We start from the raw sequence: 18,603 nt of genomic DNA, 5'->3' as shown, positions 1-18,603 counted from the left end.
ATGCGCAAAGCCCTGTTCCTTCTGCTGGCGGTCTTGCTGGCCAGCGCGCAAGCGGCCACCTTGCGCATCAAACCGGGCGAGTCGTTGCAGCAGGCGATCGTGCTGGCCAAAGCCGGCGATGTGCTGGAAATCGAGCGTGGCCTCTACACCGGCAACTTCCTCGTCAACAAGCCGCTCACCCTGCGCGGCATCGGGCGCCCCACGTTGAGCGGCGCGCAGCAAGGCGACACCGTGCGCGTGACCGCGACCGACGTGGTGCTGGAGGGCTTGATCGTGCGCGACTCGGGCGACAGCCTGAAGGACCAGAACGCCGGCATCTATATCTATCCCGGCGCTCACCGCGCCGTGGTGCGGCATTGCGACCTCACTTATAACCTGTTCGGGCTGTGGATCGAGAAGGCCAACGATGTGCTGATCGAGGCCAACCTGATCACCGGTAAGCGCGAGTACAACTCCTCGCAACGCGGCAACGGCGTGCAGCTCTACAACACCACCGGCGCGCGTATCACCGGCAACAACATCGGTTTCGTGCGCGACGCGCTCTACGTCGATGTGTCGCACCACGCCATTTTCAAGGGCAACAAACTGCACCACAGCCGCTACGGTACCCACTACATGAACTCCTACTACAACCTGTGGGAGGACAACGAGAGCTACTACAACCGTGGCGGCCTGGCCTTGATGGAAGTGCGCAACCAGGTGGTGCGCAACAACCGCGCTTGGGGCAACTCCGACCACGGCATCATGCTGCGCACGATTCAGGACTCGGTGATCGAGAACAATGTGGTGGCCGGTAACGCACGGGGCTTCTTCATTTACGACGTCGAGTACGCCACGCTGAGGAACAATCTGGTGGTGGACAACCAGGTGGGCGTGCATCTGTCGGCCGGTTCCACGCGCAACGTGGTGGAGGGCAATGACTTCATCGCCAACCGCGAACAGGTGCGCTACGTCGGCGCGCGCGACGAGGTCTGGGGCGCCCAAAGCGGCAACCACTGGAGCAACTACCTGGGCTGGGACCGCGACGGGAACGGCAGCGGCGATGTGCGCTACGAGGCCAACGACATGGTGGACCGCCTCACCTGGCGCTATCCCAGCATCAAGCTGCTGCTGGCCAGCCCGGCGGTGCAGGCACTGCGCCTGGTGGCCCAACAATTCCCGGTGCTGCGCGTGCCCAGTGTGGTGGACCCGAAGCCACGCATGCAACCCAACAACAAACAATGGAGTGAGTGGCGTGACAAGCACTATCCCGGTCAGTAACCCCCAGGGCCATGCCGGCCCGGCGATTCAGGCGCGCGGTGTCGCCAAGCATTACGGCGCCCTGCATGCCGTGGACGGCATCGACCTCACCGTGCAGCGCGGCGAGATCTTCGGCCTGATCGGCCACAACGGCGCGGGCAAGAGCACGCTTTTCAAGATGATGCTGGGCCTGATCGCGCCCAACGCCGGCGAGATCATGGTGGATGGCGCGAAGGTGGGGGGGCGCGACTTTCGCGCCGCGCGCCGCCACATCGGCTACCTGCCCGAGAACGTGGTGCTGTACGACAACCTGACGGGTCTGGAGACCCTGCGTTTTTTCGCCCGGCTCAAGGGCGCCCCCAGTTCGCAATGCGCGCCCACGCTGGCGCGCGTCGGCCTGGCGGATGCGGCGACGCGGCCACTGCGGGAGTATTCCAAAGGCATGCGCCAGCGCCTGGGCTTCGCGCAAGCGCTGCTGGGCGCACCGCGGGTGCTGTTCCTGGACGAACCCTCCAACGGCCTGGACCCGCAGGCGATCCGCGATTTCTACGCTACGCTGCGCGGATTGCGCGACGAAGGCGTGACCATCCTCATCACCTCGCACATCCTGGCCGAGCTGCAGGAGCGGGTGGATCGCCTCGCCATCATGGCGGCCGGCAAGATCCAGGCGCTGGGCAGCGTGCAGGCCCTGCGCGACCAGATGCAGCTGCCGCTAAGCCTGGCCCTGCGACTGGCGCCCGCCGACGCCGCGCTGGCGCAGCAGGCGTTAAGCCATCTGACAGAAGTGCGTTGCGTCGTCACCGATCACGGCCTGCGGGTGAGCTGCCCGCGCGCAAGCAAGATGGTGGTGCTGGGTGCGCTCACCGCTCTGGGCGCCGGCTTGCTGGACTTGAACATCCATGAGCCCTCTTTGGAAGACGTTTTTTTTGGTTTGACGGATTGAGGTGAAACAATGGAAATAACCCAAATCCTGACCCTGGCCGCGAAAGAGTTTCGCGACCGCGTGCGCAACCGCTGGGTGCTGGCCGTGGCCCTGGTGTTCACGGTGTTCTCGTTGGTGATCACCTATTTTGGCGGCGCCAGCCAGGGTCAACTGGGCCTGCGCTCCATCGAGTTCACCATCACCAGCCTGGTGAGTCTGGTGATCTACTTGATCCCGCTCATCGCCTTGCTGCTGGGCTTTGACGCCGTGGTGGGCGAACGCGAGCGCGGCTCGCTCGACCTGCTGCTGTCCCTGCCCATCACGCGCCTCGAACTGCTGCTCGGCAAGTACCTGGGTCTGGCGGCGGCGCTCACGCTCTCCACGCTCGCCGGCTTTGGTCTGGTGGCCTTGCTGCTGTTCAAGCAGTTCAGCTGGGCGGGGCTGTACCACTACGGGGGCTTCATGCTCAGCTCGGTGTTGCTGGGCCTGGCCTTTCTGAGTCTGGCGGTGCTGATGTCGGTGATCGCGCGCGAACGCACGCGCGCCTCGGGCCTTGCCATCGCGCTGTGGTTCTTCTTTGTGCTGGTGTTTGACCTGCTGCTGCTGGGCGGCCTGGTGGCCACGGGCGGCAGCTACGGCGGTGAGGCGTTTGCGTACATGTTGTTGCTGAACCCGGCGGATGTGTTTCGCATCCTCAATGTGTTTTCCCTGGAAGATGTTCGCACCCTGTATGGCTTGGCCAGCATCGTGCCGCCCGCCCTGGCCAAGCCCTGGCTGATGGGCTCGGTCATGTTGGCCTGGATTGTTGTGCCGCTTGCGCTGGCACGCTGGAGATTTAAATCATGAAACCTACCTGTTCCTGCCGTCGCCACAACACCGTCAATGAGCCCTGCGGCGAGCGCCGCCAACTGCTCGGTCTGGCCTTATGGGCTTCACTGGGCGCGCTGAGCGGACTGAGCGCTTGCGGCGACCGAGCCGGCGATGCGAAAACCGTGGCGCCGGTGGAAATCGGCGCGTCCACTACCTGCGAGCTGGATGGCATGTTGTTGGTCGACTACCCCGGCCCCAAGGGGCAAATTCACTATGCCGGTGCGGCCGCGCCGGTGTTCTTCTGCGACACGGTGGAGCTGTTCAACACCATGCTGCGGCCCGAGCAGGTGCGCAAGGTGGTGGCGGTGTACGTGCAAGACATGGGCAAGGCCGACTGGGACCAGCCGCGCGGCCACTGGATGGACGCCAAAAGCGGTTTCTATGTGCTGGGCAGCAAACGCCACGGCTCGATGGGGCCGACGGTTGCCAGCTTCGCGCAGGAGTCGGACGCCCAGAAGTTCGCCGCGCAATGGGGTGGCAAGTTGCTGCGCTATGCCGAGGTCAAGCCCGAGATGGTGGATCTGAGCGGCGGCGCGCTGCATGACGGCAAGATGTAGTGATGTTGCGTCGGCCTGCACTCAAGCGACTGTTGGGGGCCTCGCTCGTCGGGTTGGCCGGCGCCGCTTATCTGCTGCCCAATCCGTGGCGCACCATGTCCGCGGAGGCAGCCCTGCTGGCGGCGGCTGGCGAATTCTGCGTGGTGGCGCCGCCCACGCCCTATGACCCGAAGTCAGGCCTGGGCCTGCATCAAGCCCGTCCGGTGCCCGCGGATGCGCGCTGCCCGGTATGTGGCATGTTCCCGGCGCGTTCACCGGACTGGGCTGCGCAGATCATTTTTCATAACGGCGACGCGCAGTTCTTTGACTCGCCACTCACCCTTTTCCTCTACCTGCAGGACGTGGGGCGCTACACCCGCGGCCGCCAGGCCAGCGAAATCGCGGCCAGTTATGTGAAAGATGTCAGCAGTGGTGTCTGGATCAGTGCGCACGAGGCCTTTTATGTCAGCGGCTCGAACGCCCTGGGGCCTATGCGCGCAGGCAATTTGCCCGCGTTTGCCAGCGCGACCGCGGCACAGCGTTTTGCCGGCACGCGCGGCGGGGTGCGGCTGGAGGCCTGGCAGATCAGCCCGCAATTGCTGCAAGACCTCGGTGGTGAACGCCGCCACGCGCACGCGCCGGCGCCCGGCTGATCCTGATTCCGCGCTTAGCCGGGACGGCCATCCAGTCGGGGCCGACCGAACCAGCGGCCATAACGCACCGCCCAGCCGACCGTGGCCAGGCTCCACGCCGCCACCGCCAGCAGCGTGAACGGGGTGCTGGCGGCGGGCCAGATGGCCGCGATGACACGCAGCAGCACGGCGCTTTGCAGAATCCAGTACAAGCTCCAGGCGATGTTGTCGGCGGCCACGGGCCGGCCACCGTGGCCGCTGCTCACGCGCGTCGTGGTCGCGAGCATGGTGGCACCCAGATAGCCCATGGTCATGGCATGCAGCGGCGCCAGCCCCAATGACAGCTCACCATGCGTCAGCGCCATCAGCGCGTGGGACAGCGCATTCAGCGCGAAGGAAATGCCCAGCCAGGTGAAGCCACCGTGCAGCATGGCGAGCAGCCGGATTTTCAGGTTCTGCATCCGTCCCCAGCGCAGCGCCAGCCAGAGCATCAGCACAGCGAAGGGCAGCTCCACCGCTACTTGGCCCCATCGCATCGCCGCGGACCCCGGCCACCACGCCAGGTCAACAGCACTGAAGCCCGCCTCCAGCCACAGCATGGCCACCATCACCCACAGCAGCCACAGTGGCCGCCAGGCATCGAGAAACGCCACCGCGCTGCCGCCCAGGAAGGGAATCATGCGGTGCGACACCACGGCAAATACCGTTGCCACAAATCCCCAAAGACCGACCTGGGTGGCGACTCGCAGCATCAGCGTTGAACCAAGGGCCAGCGACAGCACGGCCGTCCATAAGGTGATGACACCCACGCTACAAGCGACGGCCACCAGACTGGCGTGAACACGATCCGGCACATGGCTTTGTCGCAGCAGATTGAAGAACTTCAGGCTCAGCACCGTCCAGCCGGCCGCCACCAGCGCCAAGCCGGCGCTGGCCAGCTGGGCGTGGGTATGAAAGCCGATCAGCACCGCGACCCAGCCCGCCAGCATCAGGCTCAAGGCCGGCAACAAACTGCGGGCTGCCACCTCGCGCAGGCCCAACCACTTGGGTCCGGCCGTGAAGAGAAAACCGGCGAAGAAGAGCGGCATGAAGCCCATGCTCATCAAGAGCGCGTGCGCGGCGGCCGGCGGCACGGCCCAAAACTGGGTGATCTTGACAGCCCGCGTCAGCAAGACGACCGCCCACCAGATCGAACTCAGCGCCAGCATCAGCGCCGCCATGAAAAAGGCCAGGCGGTGGGGAGCGACCAGCAGCCAGCGCGGCCGCCAGGGCGCGCCCGCCGTGTTGCCCCTCCCGTCACGCAAGACCTGGGTTTCAGCCGCTGGTTGGATGGGAATGGATTTCACTGGTTTGCGGCCCGCTACGCCAGCGGGATGCGGGTCTTGTTCTCGGCCAGCCAGGTGTCGAAGGTCTGCAGTGCGGGGTTCAGGGCGCGTGATTCTTCGATACTGCGCCGGCCGCAAAAGTCGGCCTCAAAGTCCTGGTAGAACTGGAACATATTGCCCAGGTCATCGGCGCCCGGAAACCCGAAGCTGCGGTACATCTCGGGCGTCACCGCGTTGTACTGCACCGCCTGCCCCAGAGCAGCGGAGAGCGAGGCCGCCATCTGCGTGCCGGTCAAATGCTCGCCGGCAATCCCGACGCTTTTACCAATGTACTCGGCGCCTTTCTTGAAAATGCCATAGGCGCATTTGCCGATGTCCTCGGCCGCGATGCCGGCCAACTTCTTGTCGCCCATCGGCAGGGTAAAAGCCAGCTTGCCGTCCGGCCCCTTCTTGGGGCCCATGCCGAAATGGATCAGGTTGTCCCAGTAGAAGGACGCGTACATGAATGTGGTGGGCACGCCCATTTCGGTGAAGAACTTGTTGGATTCACCTTTCGCATCGAAGTGCGGCACCTTGTATTCCCCCATCAAGGTCGGCATGCGGTTGTCCGACAGCGGTACCCATTGACGGGTGTCCTCCAGCGTGGACCAGATCACGTGCTGGATGCCGGCGGCCTTCGCGGCGGACGCCATACTGCGGACTTCAGCCTTCTCCTTCGCTGGCGACATATGCGCCCAGAAAAAGGTGACGAAGTACGCGCCATGCGTGCCCTTGAGCGCCGCCGTCAGGCCTGCTTCATCGTCAATATCGGCGGACACCACCTCCGCGCCCAGCTTGGCCAGCGCTTTGGCCTGCTCGGAACTGGCATTGCGGGTGATGGCGCGCACGCTGAAGCCCCCACCGGGATCGTTCAGAATGGCACGCACCAAACCGCCACCCTGCGCCCCGGTGGCGCCGACCACAGCAATGATTTTTCGATCAGTCATGGCAACTCTCCTGTTGAATGGAAACCCAATAATTCAGGCCCAAACCCTATTTGACGGCGCTGGCGCTCGCATCAATTGACAGTTGTCAAAGGCTTGTTTGAGCAAGCTGCTAGACGAAACGGCAACTCATCCGGTTCAGCACCACATTTATACAAAGCGTTTGATTGCTATAAATAGATATTTTCGGTATGCTCTGGCGTCATGACTGCATCCGCCTTGTACTCCCATTCCACCACCGGACCGTCGGAAGACTCCGTGGCCAAGCGCCCGCGCGGCCGGCCACGCAAGACGGAGGAAGAGCGCGACGACGGCAATCGCCGCCAAGCCTTGCTCACCGCCGCCGCCCGCCTGTTTCGCGATCAGGGCTTTGACGCCACCAGCACGCGCGACATCGCGGCCGCCGTGGGCATGCACAGCGGCTCGCCTTTTTATCACTTTAAAAGCAAGGACGCGCTGCTTTTTTCGGTGATGGAGGAGGGCATGCACGCAGCCCTGGCGCGGCAAGCCAGCGTCCTGCGGGGGGCATCGACCGCCATGAATGACCCGCTGGCCCACGCACCCTTGATGCAAATCCGGCGCCTGATTCGCGCCCACTTTGACACGCTGCTGGGGCCGGGCAATGACTTTGTGCCGGTGATGCTTTACGAATACCGTTCCCTGAGTCCCGATCAACGCGCCTCGCTGGCCCGGCTGCAAGCGGACTACGAATCGGCTTGGACGCCGGTGCTGGAGGCCTTGCATGCGAGCGGCCATTTGCGTGCGCCGGTGAAACTGTCCCGGCTCTTGATACTGGGCGCACTGAACTGGTCGGTCCAGTGGTTTGACCCCGCCAAAGGCGCCTCGCTCGATGAGCTGACCGATGCGGCCCTGGCTTTGTTTTTGAAGGAATCCTGATGCCCCACTCCCTGATAGCCCCCGACGAGATCGAGTTTGAAGATGAATTCGTCTCCGGATTGACCAAAGTCTTTGAAGAGCTGATTGTTTTCAACCAGGTCTTGGGCCTGAAGATCACCTCGCTCAAGCCGACCCAGGTGCGCGCGCGCATCGACATGAAACGTGAATTGATCGGCCACTTCAGTTTCAACCGGATTCACGGTGGCGTCATCAGCGCCGGGCTGGACGCCATGGGCGGCCTGGCCGTGATGGCCGCCATTGGCGCACGCCACATGGATGAAGCGCCGATGCAGCGCCTGCTGCGCTTCGGCAAGCTCGGCACCATTGATTTGCGTGTCGATTACCTGCGCCCCGGCATTGGGGATCATTTTGAGTTACGCGCCGAAGTCATGCGCCTGGGCTCGCGCGTGGCCTCCACCCGCATGGAGTTTCTGGGGGCCGACGGCAAGCTGCTGTCGACCGGATCGGCTGCTTATATCGTGTCCTAGGCAGTGGCTGATAAATTTATAAAAAATCAGCCGCTAGCCCTCGCAGAATATGCGCAAGCAGCTATCAAGACAGTAGCGAACTTCGTTCCGCTGCTTGGCGTCCGCGAAAGGGTGGCCGGCCTCTTCACCAGGCCGCTTGCGCCGCTGAACGCCGCAGACCGAAAAACTGCAACTCCGCCAGCACGCCGACCGTCAGCGCCTGAAGCAGCACATAGGTCGTGCCGAGCGTGGATGGTGCCACGCTGCCGCTGACCAGCAGCAGCACACAGCCGAGGGCCCAGCCCAGATTGCCGGCCACCAGCAGCCAGAGCAGTGGCCGTGGCACCGGCACCCGCGTGGAAATAAACCCCACCACCGCCGCATAAACCAGCAAAAACTCACCGGTATAGGCCAGCAGGGCTTCCGGCAGGCCGAGCAAGCGCGCCATCTGGCCGGGGAAAATGAGCTGCAGCAGGCCGCAGGCCAGGCACGACAGCGCATCGGCGCGCAGCACGTGGCGCAGGAAGTTAGGGGACGACATGAACGAGGTAGACATAGCAAACTCCTTGGGTTGCGATAGCCGGTATCAGGGGGAGTCAGCGCACCGGGCTATCCAATCGGTGCGGCCTGGCTGAATCATTCCCGCGTCGCAGCCGCAAGTCGATGACCTGGGAGGTAATGGAATATTGGCCGTTCTGGCTTTAGGATGAGGCCATGAACGCAAGCCCCCAACCCTTTGGTTACCACCTGCGCCACTGGCGCCAGCACCGGCGCCTGAGCCAGCTGGAACTGGCGCATGAGGCGGACATCTCCACCCGGCACCTTAGTTTTGTGGAAACCGGCCGCTCGACGCCCAGCCGCGAAATGGTCTTGCGCCTGTCGGCGCGGCTGGACATTCCGCTGCGCGAACGCAATGCCTTGCTGGTGGCGGCCGGCTACGCGCCGATGTACCGCGAGCGGCCGCTGGGCCACCCGGCGCTGGACGCGGCCCGTCAGGCGGTGGAGCTCTTGCTCAAAAGCCACGAGCCTTACCCCGCGCTGGCGATTGACCGCCACTGGAACCTGATTGCCGCCAACCGCATGGTGCCGCAGCTGATGGCCGGGGCTGACGCCGCGCTGCTGCAGGCGCCGGTGAACGTGTTGCGCCTGAGCCTGCACCCGCTTGGCATCGCCAAGAACATCGTCAATCTGCCGCAATGGCGCAGCCATCTGTTCGAGCGCCTGCGTCAGCAAATCACGGCAACGGCGGACCCGGTGCTGGTGGCTTTGCTGGAAGAACTCAAGGCCTACCCGGTGCCCGAGGAGGCCAGTCGCCTGATTCTGGATGGTGAACACGCGGGTGTCGTCATGCCCTTCAAGTTCAAAACGCCGGGCGGCGTGCTGAGCTTCATCAGCACCACCACCATCTTTGGCTCAGCGGTCGATGTCACGCTGCAGGAGCTGGCGATGGAGACGTTTTTCCCGGCCGACGATGTCACCCGGCGCGCCCTGCAGGCTATGACGGTGCCGGCTTGAACCGGCTTCCACGACGGGGTTAAATCAGTTTTTGCGGCACTTCCCGCGGCAGGCCATGCTCGTCAATCGCCACGTAGGTGAGCGAGGCTTCCGTCACTTTGGCGTACTCGTTGGTTGACCCGAAACGCTCGGCAAAGACCTCGATCTTGACCGTGATCGAGGTGCGGCCAATACGCGTCAGCTTGGCGAAAAACGACAAAATATCGCCCACGCGCACCGGCTGCTTGAAGACAAACTCGTTCACCGCCACCGTCACCATGCGGCCCTTGACATAACGGGCTGGCACCACGGCACCGGCCAGATCGACTTGCGCCATCACCCAGCCGCCAAAAATATCGCCATTGGCATTGCAGTCGCCCGGCATGGGAATGACCTTGAGCACCAGCTCCTGGTCGGTGGGCAACTGGACATTGGCGCCACGGTTGGTGGCGGGGTTGGGGCTTGGGTTTGCGGACATGGGCACAATCTAGGTTGTTTAAGCTTCGAGATTGTCACCCATGCGCCGCTCTGGCGAACTTGCCCACTCCCATCACGGCGCCGCCTCCGCGCCCACCTCCGCCGATACCCGCTCTGACTGGGCCACGCTCAAACGCCTGTTTCCGTATTTGTGGCAGTACAAATGGCGTGTGATGGCGGCACTGGCCTTCATGGTGGGCGCCAAAACGGCCAACGTCGGCGTGCCCTTGTTGCTCAAGCAGTTGGTGGACACCATGAATCCCAAGGGCGGCATCAACGCCACGGCTTTGGTGGTGGTGCCGGTGGCCTTGTTGTTGGCCTACGGGCTGCTGCGCCTGTCCACCACCTTGTTTGCCGAGTTGCGCGAGCTCATTTTTGCCAAGGCCACCGAAGGCGCGTCGCGCACGATTTCGTTGCAGGTGTTTCGCCATCTGCATGCCTTGAGCCTGCGCTTTCACCTGGAGCGCCAGACCGGCGGCCTGACGCGCGACATCGAGCGCGGCACGCGGGCGGTCAACTCGCTCATCTCCTATTCGCTTTACAGCATCATCCCGACGCTGATCGAAGTAACTATGGTGCTGTCCTACCTGGCCATCAAGTTTGACATCTGGTTTGCCTTGATCACCATCATTGCCCTGGTGTTCTACATCGGCTTCACGGTCAGCGTGACCGAGTGGCGCACCAAGTTCCGTAGGCAGATGAACGAGATGGACTCCAAAGCCCATAGTCGGGCCATCGACTCGCTGCTGAACTTCGAGACCGTCAAGTACTTCAACAATGAAGAGTTCGAAGCCAAGCGTTACGACGAAAACCTGGAGCATTACCGCCTGGCCGCCCTCAAGAGCCAGCGCACGCTCAGTCTGCTGAACACCGGTCAGCAACTGATCATCGCCACCGGCCTGGTCGCCATGCTGTGGCGCGCGACGCAAGGCGTGGCGGACGGCCGCATGACCCTGGGCGACCTGGTGATGGTCAACGCCTTCATGATCCAGCTCTATATTCCGCTGGGCTTTCTGGGCGTTCTGTATCGCGAGATCAAGCAGAGCCTGACCGACCTGGACAAGATGTTCACGCTGATGGAGCGCGAGCGCGAAATTGCCGACGTGCCAGGCGCGCAGCCGCTCCAGGTGAATGGCGCCAACGTCACCTTCAGCCACGTTTACTTTGCGTATGAGGCGGCGCGGCCGATTCTGCACGACATCAGCTTCGAGATACCGTCCGGCAAGACCGTGGCTGTGGTCGGCCCCTCGGGCTCGGGCAAGTCCACCCTGGCGCGGCTCCTGTTCCGCTTCTACGATGTGCAGCAAGGCCAGATTCTGATCGCCGGGCAGGACATCAAGCAGGTGACGCAAGCGTCCGTGCGGCAAGCGATTGGCATCGTGCCGCAAGACACCGTGCTGTTCAACGACACGGTGGAATACAACATCGCCTACGGCAAACCCGGCGCCACGCGCGAGCAGGTGGAGGAGGCGGCACGCAGCGCGCACATTCACAACTTCATCAGCGCCACGCCCAAGGGCTACGACACCATGGTGGGCGAGCGTGGCCTCAAACTGTCCGGCGGCGAAAAACAGCGCGTGGCGATTGCCCGCACCTTGCTGAAGAACCCGCCGATCCTGATCTTCGACGAAGCCACCTCGGCGCTGGATTCGGCCAACGAACGCGCGATTCAGGCCGAGTTGCAAAGCGTGGCGCAAAACAAGACCACGCTGGTGATTGCGCACCGCTTGTCTACCGTGGTCGATGCGCATGAGATTCTGGTGATGGAGGCGGGGCGCATTCTGGAGCGGGGAACGCATGCGGAGTTGCTGGCTTTGAGTGGACGCTATGCGTCGATGTGGGCGTTGCAGCAGTCGACGGCGGAGTAGGCTTGTGGGTGTTTTAGGGTGCTAGCCCTTGTCGGATCTGCGTAAGTAGCTATTTAAATAATAGTGTGTTGGGTGTGTGAATTCCCATCACCTTGATGGTCGGGTTGGCAGCGTAAGCGGGTGCTCGTTGAGCTCAGGTGGCGGTTAAGTCTCGGCCATCGCCTGCCGGTGGCCACAGGCGGATTCCTGGCATCTCACTGGGCCATCGTTATCGCGATGAAGCGCGTGCGTTGGCTGCATGCCCGAGAACACGAGCTCGGAGAATTTCCTCTTGGTGGGCTGCATTCGGGTGCGCACGGGTAGAGGCGCACCGCGCCTCAGAAGTCCGCGCTTATCGCCAATGCCGGTCGGTTTTGCAACAGCCATGCACCGGAACTTCGCTATCCCGCCGCCACGATCACATGCGCCTGAATTTTGCCGGCCACCGGGCCTTCGCCATGGCGGCTGGCGATCGCCTCCGTCGCGCGGTCCGTAGCAAGCTGAAGCAAGCTGGCGTCGCGCGCCTCGATTTCGTTGCGCAGCGGCGTTCCCTGGCAATAGGCGGTGGCGGCGTCGCGTGCCGAGGGCGCGCGACTCACCTTCTCGCGCGTCTCGATCTCGATGTCGGCGAACCCTGCGCGGCTCAATTCCTCGCGGATCAGTGCGATATCGTGATAGCCGTGCGGCGTGCGGGCGAGGAATCGCGGCGGGTCGTGCGGAAACACCGCGGCAACGGCGTTGGTGACGTCGTCGGCAAAGGCGTTCTCTTCAATGCGGTCCCAGACACTGAAGACAAAGCGCCCGTCTGGCCTCAATACGCGACGCGCCTCGGCGTAGCCGGCGACCCGGTTGGGAAAGAACATCGTGCCGAACTGGCAGCACACGACGTCGAACGAGGCATCTTCGAACGGCAGGGCTAGCGCGTCCGCCTGCCGCCATTTGATGCGACTATCGGACCCCTGCCGGTTGGCGGCATAGTCGAGCATGGGCTGGTTGAGGTCGGTCACCACGTAGCACGCGTCGGGCTTAAGTTTTGGCGCAAGCAAACGCGTGACCACGCCGCTGCCGGCCGCCGTTTCAAGCACCGAGCCGGGCGAGGAGGCAGCGACAAGCTCCGCCATGTCGGCGGCATAGACCTCGAAGATCAGGGGGACCATCAGCGTGTCGTAGAACTTCGGGATCGAGCCCGCGAACACCTTGTCGCTCTCAGCCATGAGACCCCCTTAAAATCTTTGAACGGCGCCCTTGACCACCCATTCCAGAGCGGGCCAAGCCTCTCCAACGAGTCCGCCGCCTGGTTGGGCATTGGCGACGATGCGATATTTTGGCCGCGCAATCCAGCTTCGTCAACGTCGTCATGCGGTCTTCTCCATCATGCTGCCAACTACTTTGCCGGACATTCCCGCCTGCGTAAGGCGGCTCAGGCGCGTTCAGCGCATGGATTCAGAGCGAATGGCTGCTGACTGGCGAGGAATCTCAGCCGCCATATGGCCGATATGGGTTGGGTCCCTCCGGTGGCCGCGAAAAGTTGAATGTCGCTTGCCAGTCTGAAGCCGGTATTCACGTGGAAAACTATGTTGATCAACCGCGACAGACAGCCATAGACTGAATCTACCGATCTCCAGCCAGCTTAACTGCCGAACCGACCCTCGAAATAGGGCAAGAGTGCTTTCGCCGCCTCGATCCGCAGATGAAGTTCAACCGTCTTGTCGTTCATAACGCCGAGCAAAAAACCCTTGGGATCGAGACTGTTCCCATGAGATGCTGATGCTTTGACTTCCTGCTTGGCTTGGCTGCTATCCGTCTCGTCAGCCGCAGATGTCGTTGGCGAGGTCTCCGTCCTGACAACGGGACTCAGCCGTTCCAGGAGGGCATGAAAAACAGCGGGCTTGATGCATTCAAGGCGCGATAGGACGTTGGCCTGAGCATCGGGGTTTGGGGGCAGGTCGAGCCAGGGTTCTTCCGAGAAGATGGCGGCCAGGTCCGGCGCAACGAACGCGGACCATCGGCCCGTGGCTGGCTGCAGCGTGGGCACCAACAGGGCGTGATGGATTTTGCCGGGGCTGGCCGCGTCAACAGAAGGCATCATCGAAAGGCGTCCGGGTGCCACCAAGCTCAAATAGCGCAAACGTAACGATTCAAGAAACGCCCTTGCTTGCGCGACGGATGCGGGCTCTGCGAGTGAAAACCACAGTTGGTAAGCATCAATGCCGGAGACTGCGATCGCAGGCGCGGGCAATTCGAGATCCGTCTGCACCCCGCGCCAAAGGGCCGACAGCAGGGTCCAGTCGGCGGGTCTGGCCAGTTCAAGAACCATGGCGCGTACTGTCCCATCGGGCGCAGTGAGGCCTGGCTTTGCACCGTGAGGGCTTTGGATGTTTCGCCCGCGCGCGAGATAGAGGCGGTCCAACTCCGCTTGCAGTGTGCTCATGGCGAACTATCGGTCATGGTGTGAGAAGGGCGTGTTTGTACCCGAACCTGCGCCAGCATTCGCCAGGTCAGCCCAAGCGGCACATCGGTCTTGAATGAAACCAGTTGTCGGGAAAGCCTGGCGATCTCAATGCCCTTGCGCAGATTCACGCCAACCTGGCCCGCTACCTTGTCGGCGTTTGAGATCAGCCGCTCAAGATTGCCATTGATTCGAAGCAGCGTGGCTGCGGTTTTGCTGCCTACCTTGTCCACACCGGGGACGCCATCCACCGCATCACCCATGAGGGCCAGCAGATCGCCCATTTGCGATGGCGTGACACCAAATTTCATCTGCACATAAGCGGCGTCACGCCAAACGTCTTTGAAGTGGTCGTAAATACAGACCTGCTCATTCAGCAACTGCAAAAAGTCCTTGTCGGTCGACAAAATGATGGCTCGCTCCGACCTGGCCTTGCACCATTTATCGACCAGCGCGGCAATGGCATCGTCCGCTTCGATGCCCTGAATAGCAATCCAGTGCAAGCCCATTTCATGCAATTCATGCTTGATGGTCAGCAAGCCATCTCGCAGGGGTTGTGGCATGGGTTTGCGGTGGGCTTGATAGCCCGCATAGAGATCATGTTTCCAGGTGCGACCTCCATGGTCAAAAACCGCAACCGCGTGGGTCGGCCTGTGGGTCTTGAGTGCGCGTTTGAACGAGCTCAGGCTTGATTTGATGGTGTCCGCCACCTTCTCCTCCCTGTCTGGCTCGGGAATCGCCTCGTGAATACGCCGGATGATGTTCAGCGCATCAATAATTAGCAGGGACATTGTGTGATCACGTCGGTTTGAAACATATTTATGGGTTGACGGGCTTACTGATCTCAGTGGCAGTCATCTTCCCGCTGGTGTCGGACCGCCGCGACCACGACGTTCTCAGCGTCAACAATCTCGAACAATGCGACGTAGCCCGACCGACCAAATGGAATAAGCAGCTCGCGCAAGAAAGGACTTTGACCCGCTTTGCGGCATGTGAAAGGGGAGGTGCGCAGGGTCGCAATGCCGTCCTTGATAGCCTGGAGCGCCCTCGCAGCCAGTTCAAGGTCGCCGTCGTTTTGCGGGAGTTCGGGCTCCAGCACGACATCAAACAATTGCTCCAAATCCTCGGCCGCCTCCGAAGCCAGTCGAACCCGAAAGTTCACCGCTTGCCTGCGGTGTGACTGGCCTTGGCGGCGCCAAGCTTGCGCTTCAGGTTGTCAATCAGCACATCGGCGTCAACATAGTCATCTGCGTGCTTGGCACTCTCAAGAGCAGCAATGCCCCTGGCAATGAACTCCACTTGATTGCGCCGGCGTCGCACGCTTTCTCGCACGGAGGTTTCGACGAACTCGGACAGCGATTCGTTATCGTTCAATAACGCCTCAACTTCGGACCGCAGCTCGGGCTTCACACGGATGGAGGGGAGTGTTGCAGTCTTCATTGAAAAATTGTAGTGCGCTTGCGATGCATGCTCAAGCCGAATCCCAATTGTCCTGCGGACCCTGCAGCCAGTAGTCGCCTGATCAATGGTGTGTTTTTGGCCTCTAGCCCCCGCAGAATATGCGCATGTAGCTATATAAATAATAGCTAACGGGTGGCATTTGTCCACACGCTGAAACCAAGCGACGACAGGATGCTTGGCCTGCGACGGTTGAATTCCCCCTTTCTTGTCACTGCATATCGCCGGTTTCCAGTGCCGACAGAATCATGCGGAATGCAGCGGCAAGGTCATCAAAGGCGGGTGCGTTGTCATCGACAATAAACCCGATCAATCGCGGATGGCTTGGGCTTCCGGTCAGCCTGTGCCAGCCCTGTGCGGCGCGTAAGGCCAACGTGGAATCAGTGGTCAATCTGCCAATGCTGTAGGCGTAAAAAGCATGACGCAGCTCCCTGTGTTTGCCTCTCTCCCAAGTGGTGTGCAACAAAGTCAAGCGGTTGGCGCCAACACAACTTTCCTGTCTCTGGACACTTCTTTCCCGCCAGATGTTTTTGTCATTGGGCGCGAGTCTTACGGTCGACAGTTTGGCATCGGGCGTCAAGGTTTCGACGATCAGAACGTGGAGATCCTGACCGTCACGCCGGTAGGTCAGCGTCAGGGATTCGGTCTGACTTTGAGGGTCGACAGACCAGGCGGCTGCAGGGGAACTGAGTTCCCATCCCAACATGGTTTTTGGCATGAATCCCGCCCGCGTCTCATACGGTGCTTGCGGCGTATGGGCCGTCAACGCGATAGCGCTGCCGACAAGCGCCAGCACCGACAGACCGGCGACCACCGGGGCCAAGCGGTGCGCCGGCCCGGATCGTTCTGTTGGCGCAATCTCGGGTGCCACCGGCGTTGCCTCGCCTTTTAGCTGGCTCAAAACAAGCATCAGCAAGGCCAAGGTCACGAACAAGGCCGCCCACTGAATATTGCCGTGCGCGGTCAGCTCCATTTGAGAACCGTGTACCCAGTCCATCAGCACGATGGCATTCACGCGCAGCGCGTTCGTGAAAATGCCGAGAAAGGCGCCAAACAATGCCAGGGCTGCAATCTTGAAAACCGAGCGGTACAGCAATAAACCAAAGCTATAACCAAGAAAAATTGACAAGGTGACATAAGCCAGACCCGAACACTCATCGACCACAACGTACCGATGCTCGCCAATAAAGATGACAAAGCCTTCCACGCTGTGGGGAAGATGGGCGACCACGGCAAACAGCTCAATGGCCTTGACGGTCAGCGCACGCAGTGCAGGCTGAAGCAAGTCCCCACTGGGAATCATCAAAAACATCAAGCCCAGGGTCGGGAACAGCCTCCAGTAAGCGCGCCAGCCCAATGCGGACATCGCGATGCCCTGCATGGCCAGAATGATGGCGAGTTGCTGGCCGACGTCGATATTCATCAAGGCCGCAGCGCACCAGCATGCGGCCGCAACCAACGCCACAAAAACGCCCGTGAAATCGGGTTGTGGGCTAAGCGCCAGACTGTGCTGTCGATGATGCCAGCCCAACAGATACACCGCCATCGGCATGACAAGCCAGGCATATTGGTAGGCCTCGTTATTGCGCCAGGAAGTCGTCAAGTTCACCAGGGTCGGCCACAAAACCAGGGACGCCAATACGAGGCCCGTCATGCCGCTCAGAAGCGCCTCGCGCCAGGCCGGAGACACCACCGTGCCGGACATTTCCGCTGGGGTCGTCGCCTGCGGGGCGTGCCGACCATCGCTGCTGACCCGGTCGGGATAGCTAAAGTCGCTGCGGAACAAAAACGGTTGCTGCAACACCCTGGCCAAGCCGGTGTCATTGGGTTGATGAAAATAGCTCAAACCAAAACGTTCATTTTTGGCGGACGCAGGATCAACATAGCTGCCAAACAATCGATCCCAAAGGGTCAGAACCGAGCCATAGTTGCTGTCGGTTTGCACTTGCAGGTCAGAGTGATGCACGGCGTGAACGCCCGGCGTCACGATGAGCCAGCTTAGCCGGCGCTCCAGGGGTGCAGGCAGGCGCAGATTCGCGTGCGAATACAGGGCCACCACGGTTGCTGTCAACAGATACAGTCCGATGCCTTGGGCCGGCAAGCCAAGCACGACGATCAGCGCCATCGTGACCGCCGTACCCAGCAAAAATTCCAGTGGATGGTGTCGTTCCGATGTTGTGACGTCAAGCTGCGTATCGGTGTGGTGAACCAGGTGGATGCGCCACAGCAGGGGCGCCCAGTGGAAAAAACGATGTTCCCAATAGCGCCAAAGGTCCAGCAATAGAAAAGTCGTCACCATCTGTGTGGCGAGAGGAAACCCCAGTTGTGTCAGCAAGCCAGGCGGCTGCGCTTGGGCAAAGGCATAAATTCCGACCGGCATGACAAGCGAAGTGATCACGCCGCCGATTAGAAACAATCCAATATTGCTCGTCCAACGTTTGGTCAGCTGCACCGCTTGTCGCCGGAAAACGCGAACCCGCTCCAGTGCCAGAAGCAAAATCACAGTCGGGAAGAAAACAAGCTGATAAAGGACGTCGAATTCTTCAGACATCGAGCGCTCGAATCATGGGATTCTGGATTGGGCGATCTGGTTCGCACCCCAACGGCCAGCCTAGCGATTCTGCTTGCGCCGCACCAGACGGATGCCAATCAGCAAAGTCACCGCTGCCACAGTCAGCAGTCCGCCGTTTGCAATCGACAGGGCTGAATCCAGTGGAACACCCAATACGGCACCCAAAGCCTCACCCAAACTCACGCCCAAGGTAAGCCCCAAGGGCTGTGGTGCTCCTGCCAATGCCACGTTTGCCATCAGAACCGTCAAAGTACCCGTTGCCAGCTTATTGATCATGGTTTTGTTCCTGTATCAAAATCAGCTCAACACCCCGGTTGCGCATGATCCTGGGGCAGCATTTTTTATGCCAAAGAATTTTTATCTTTTGATATCAAATACATAGGTTAGCCCAGCAGCGTGCTTGGTCGTGACCTGTCAAGTTTTTCGACATGCGGC

General features: G+C 61.4%; 20 protein-coding genes. 9 read left to right on the top strand and 11 right to left on the bottom strand.

The genetic code is table 11. The features are described from left to right. From C5P05_RS12490 to C5P05_RS12470, 5 genes are read left to right on the top strand one after another with little or no spacing between them, the layout of a single operon-like run. Entirely contained in the window at positions 1-1,260 is a 1,260-nt protein-coding gene (locus C5P05_RS12490; protein WP_114970155.1) for a nitrous oxide reductase family maturation protein NosD, read from the top strand. Continuing rightward, a complete protein-coding gene (locus tag C5P05_RS12485; RefSeq protein ID WP_232834458.1) occupies positions 1,235-2,182 on the top strand; it encodes an ABC transporter ATP-binding protein in 948 nt (315 codons plus the stop codon). Before C5P05_RS12490 ends, C5P05_RS12485 begins: the two co-directional genes overlap by 26 nt. A gap of 9 nt (positions 2,183-2,191) precedes the next feature. After that, on the top strand, positions 2,192-3,007 hold the full coding sequence (locus C5P05_RS12480; protein ID WP_114970154.1) for an ABC transporter permease: 816 nt from the start codon (positions 2,192-2,194) through the stop codon (positions 3,005-3,007). After that, positions 3,004-3,588: a nitrous oxide reductase accessory protein NosL gene (locus C5P05_RS12475; protein WP_114970153.1), complete on the top strand. Its 585-nt coding sequence runs from the start codon at positions 3,004-3,006 to the stop codon at positions 3,586-3,588. Before C5P05_RS12480 ends, C5P05_RS12475 begins: the two co-directional genes overlap by 4 nt. Before the next feature lie 2 nt (positions 3,589-3,590). Continuing rightward, positions 3,591-4,220 (top strand): nitrous oxide reductase accessory protein NosL, encoded by a 630-nt coding sequence (locus C5P05_RS12470; protein ID WP_420130746.1) that lies wholly within the window; start codon positions 3,591-3,593, stop codon positions 4,218-4,220. 14 nt (positions 4,221-4,234) lie between these two features. On the opposite strand, the gene C5P05_RS12465 is transcribed toward C5P05_RS12470, so the two are convergent. Both C5P05_RS12465 and C5P05_RS12460 read right to left on the bottom strand, forming a co-directional pair. Beyond that, positions 4,235-5,545 carry an NnrS family protein gene (locus tag C5P05_RS12465; protein WP_114970152.1) on the bottom strand — a complete coding sequence of 437 codons (1,311 nt, stop codon included), beginning with the start codon at positions 5,543-5,545 and terminating at the stop codon, positions 4,235-4,237. Between the two features lie 14 nt (positions 5,546-5,559). Next, positions 5,560-6,510 (bottom strand): NmrA/HSCARG family protein, encoded by a 951-nt coding sequence (locus C5P05_RS12460; RefSeq protein WP_114970151.1) that lies wholly within the window; start codon positions 6,508-6,510, stop codon positions 5,560-5,562. A 201-nt stretch (positions 6,511-6,711) separates the two neighbouring features. On the opposite strand from C5P05_RS12460, the gene C5P05_RS12455 reads away from it, so the two are divergent. Both C5P05_RS12455 and C5P05_RS12450 read left to right on the top strand, forming a co-directional pair. Next, entirely contained in the window at positions 6,712-7,404 is a 693-nt protein-coding gene (locus C5P05_RS12455) for a TetR/AcrR family transcriptional regulator (RefSeq protein ID WP_114970150.1), read from the top strand. After that, positions 7,404-7,892 (top strand): thioesterase family protein, encoded by a 489-nt coding sequence (locus C5P05_RS12450; protein WP_114970149.1) that lies wholly within the window; start codon positions 7,404-7,406, stop codon positions 7,890-7,892. Before C5P05_RS12455 ends, C5P05_RS12450 begins: the two co-directional genes overlap by 1 nt. A 124-nt stretch (positions 7,893-8,016) precedes the next feature. On the opposite strand, the gene C5P05_RS12445 is transcribed toward C5P05_RS12450, so the two are convergent. Next, positions 8,017-8,427: a hypothetical protein gene (locus C5P05_RS12445; RefSeq protein ID WP_114970148.1), complete on the bottom strand. Its 411-nt coding sequence runs from the start codon at positions 8,425-8,427 to the stop codon at positions 8,017-8,019. A 158-nt stretch (positions 8,428-8,585) separates the two neighbouring features. On the opposite strand from C5P05_RS12445, the gene C5P05_RS12440 reads away from it, so the two are divergent. After that, positions 8,586-9,386 (top strand): helix-turn-helix domain-containing protein, encoded by an 801-nt coding sequence (locus C5P05_RS12440; RefSeq protein WP_114970147.1) that lies wholly within the window; start codon positions 8,586-8,588, stop codon positions 9,384-9,386. A 19-nt stretch (positions 9,387-9,405) separates the two neighbouring features. On the opposite strand, the gene C5P05_RS12435 is transcribed toward C5P05_RS12440, so the two are convergent. Continuing rightward, on the bottom strand, positions 9,406-9,843 hold the full coding sequence (locus C5P05_RS12435; protein ID WP_114970146.1) for an acyl-CoA thioesterase: 438 nt from the start codon (positions 9,841-9,843) through the stop codon (positions 9,406-9,408). Between the two features lie 40 nt (positions 9,844-9,883). On the opposite strand from C5P05_RS12435, the gene C5P05_RS12430 reads away from it, so the two are divergent. Beyond that, positions 9,884-11,710, top strand: a complete 1,827-nt coding sequence (locus tag C5P05_RS12430; protein ID WP_114970145.1) for an ABCB family ABC transporter ATP-binding protein/permease — start codon at positions 9,884-9,886, stop codon at positions 11,708-11,710. Between the two features lie 380 nt (positions 11,711-12,090). On the opposite strand, the gene C5P05_RS12425 is transcribed toward C5P05_RS12430, so the two are convergent. From C5P05_RS12425 to C5P05_RS12395, 7 genes are all read right to left on the bottom strand, one after another. After that, positions 12,091-12,903, bottom strand: a complete 813-nt coding sequence (locus C5P05_RS12425) for a class I SAM-dependent methyltransferase (protein WP_114970144.1) — start codon at positions 12,901-12,903, stop codon at positions 12,091-12,093. A gap of 416 nt (positions 12,904-13,319) precedes the next feature. After that, positions 13,320-14,120: a hypothetical protein gene (locus tag C5P05_RS12420; protein WP_114970143.1), complete on the bottom strand. Its 801-nt coding sequence runs from the start codon at positions 14,118-14,120 to the stop codon at positions 13,320-13,322. After that, a complete protein-coding gene (locus C5P05_RS12415; protein ID WP_114970142.1) occupies positions 14,117-14,929 on the bottom strand; it encodes a 5'-3' exonuclease H3TH domain-containing protein in 813 nt (270 codons plus the stop codon). Before C5P05_RS12415 ends, C5P05_RS12420 begins: the two co-directional genes overlap by 4 nt. A 53-nt stretch (positions 14,930-14,982) precedes the next feature. Then, entirely contained in the window at positions 14,983-15,300 is a 318-nt protein-coding gene (locus tag C5P05_RS12410) for a type II toxin-antitoxin system RelE/ParE family toxin (RefSeq protein ID WP_114970141.1), read from the bottom strand. Beyond that, positions 15,297-15,578 carry a YlcI/YnfO family protein gene (locus C5P05_RS12405; protein ID WP_114970140.1) on the bottom strand — a complete coding sequence of 94 codons (282 nt, stop codon included), beginning with the start codon at positions 15,576-15,578 and terminating at the stop codon, positions 15,297-15,299. The genes C5P05_RS12410 and C5P05_RS12405 overlap by 4 nt, the downstream gene beginning before the upstream one ends. A 229-nt stretch (positions 15,579-15,807) precedes the next feature. Further along, positions 15,808-18,147, bottom strand: a complete 2,340-nt coding sequence (locus C5P05_RS12400; protein ID WP_114970139.1) for an archaeosortase/exosortase family protein — start codon at positions 18,145-18,147, stop codon at positions 15,808-15,810. A 60-nt stretch (positions 18,148-18,207) separates the two neighbouring features. Further along, the gene (locus tag C5P05_RS12395) at positions 18,208-18,444 is read right to left on the bottom strand and encodes a hypothetical protein (RefSeq protein WP_114970138.1); all 237 of its coding nucleotides are present in this window, start codon (positions 18,442-18,444) and stop codon (positions 18,208-18,210) included. Positions 18,445-18,603: the final 159 nt, after the last annotated feature.

Origin of the sequence: Rhodoferax ferrireducens, from assembly GCF_003347515.1 — a bacterium.
In the GTDB taxonomy this organism is placed as follows: Bacteria; Pseudomonadota; Gammaproteobacteria; order Burkholderiales; family Burkholderiaceae_C; genus Rhodoferax.
This window is presented reverse-complemented; position numbering and strand designations above follow the sequence as displayed.

Excerpts from the sequence above, each read along its gene's own strand:
- C5P05_RS12395 (WP_114970138.1), bottom strand. The coding sequence starts at position 18,444 with ATGATCAATAAGCTGGCAACGGGTACTTTGACGGTTCTGATGGCAAAC.
- C5P05_RS12490 (WP_114970155.1), top strand. The coding sequence starts at position 1 with ATGCGCAAAGCCCTGTTCCTTCTGCTGGCGGTCTTGCTGGCCAGCGCG.
- C5P05_RS12445 (WP_114970148.1), bottom strand. The coding sequence starts at position 8,427 with ATGTCTACCTCGTTCATGTCGTCCCCTAACTTCCTGCGCCACGTGCTG.
- C5P05_RS12430 (WP_114970145.1), top strand. The coding sequence starts at position 9,884 with ATGCGCCGCTCTGGCGAACTTGCCCACTCCCATCACGGCGCCGCCTCC.
- C5P05_RS12420 (WP_114970143.1), bottom strand. The coding sequence starts at position 14,120 with ATGAGCACACTGCAAGCGGAGTTGGACCGCCTCTATCTCGCGCGCGGG.
- C5P05_RS12455 (WP_114970150.1), top strand. The coding sequence starts at position 6,712 with ATGACTGCATCCGCCTTGTACTCCCATTCCACCACCGGACCGTCGGAA.
- C5P05_RS12425 (WP_114970144.1), bottom strand. The coding sequence starts at position 12,903 with ATGGCTGAGAGCGACAAGGTGTTCGCGGGCTCGATCCCGAAGTTCTAC.
- C5P05_RS12440 (WP_114970147.1), top strand. The coding sequence starts at position 8,586 with ATGAACGCAAGCCCCCAACCCTTTGGTTACCACCTGCGCCACTGGCGC.
- C5P05_RS12435 (WP_114970146.1), bottom strand. The coding sequence starts at position 9,843 with ATGTCCGCAAACCCAAGCCCCAACCCCGCCACCAACCGTGGCGCCAAT.
- C5P05_RS12470 (WP_420130746.1), top strand. The coding sequence starts at position 3,591 with ATGTTGCGTCGGCCTGCACTCAAGCGACTGTTGGGGGCCTCGCTCGTC.
- C5P05_RS12450 (WP_114970149.1), top strand. The coding sequence starts at position 7,404 with ATGCCCCACTCCCTGATAGCCCCCGACGAGATCGAGTTTGAAGATGAA.
- C5P05_RS12475 (WP_114970153.1), top strand. The coding sequence starts at position 3,004 with ATGAAACCTACCTGTTCCTGCCGTCGCCACAACACCGTCAATGAGCCC.
- C5P05_RS12405 (WP_114970140.1), bottom strand. The coding sequence starts at position 15,578 with ATGAAGACTGCAACACTCCCCTCCATCCGTGTGAAGCCCGAGCTGCGG.
- C5P05_RS12480 (WP_114970154.1), top strand. The coding sequence starts at position 2,192 with ATGGAAATAACCCAAATCCTGACCCTGGCCGCGAAAGAGTTTCGCGAC.
- C5P05_RS12415 (WP_114970142.1), bottom strand. The coding sequence starts at position 14,929 with ATGTCCCTGCTAATTATTGATGCGCTGAACATCATCCGGCGTATTCAC.
- C5P05_RS12400 (WP_114970139.1), bottom strand. The coding sequence starts at position 18,147 with ATGTCTGAAGAATTCGACGTCCTTTATCAGCTTGTTTTCTTCCCGACT.
- C5P05_RS12460 (WP_114970151.1), bottom strand. The coding sequence starts at position 6,510 with ATGACTGATCGAAAAATCATTGCTGTGGTCGGCGCCACCGGGGCGCAG.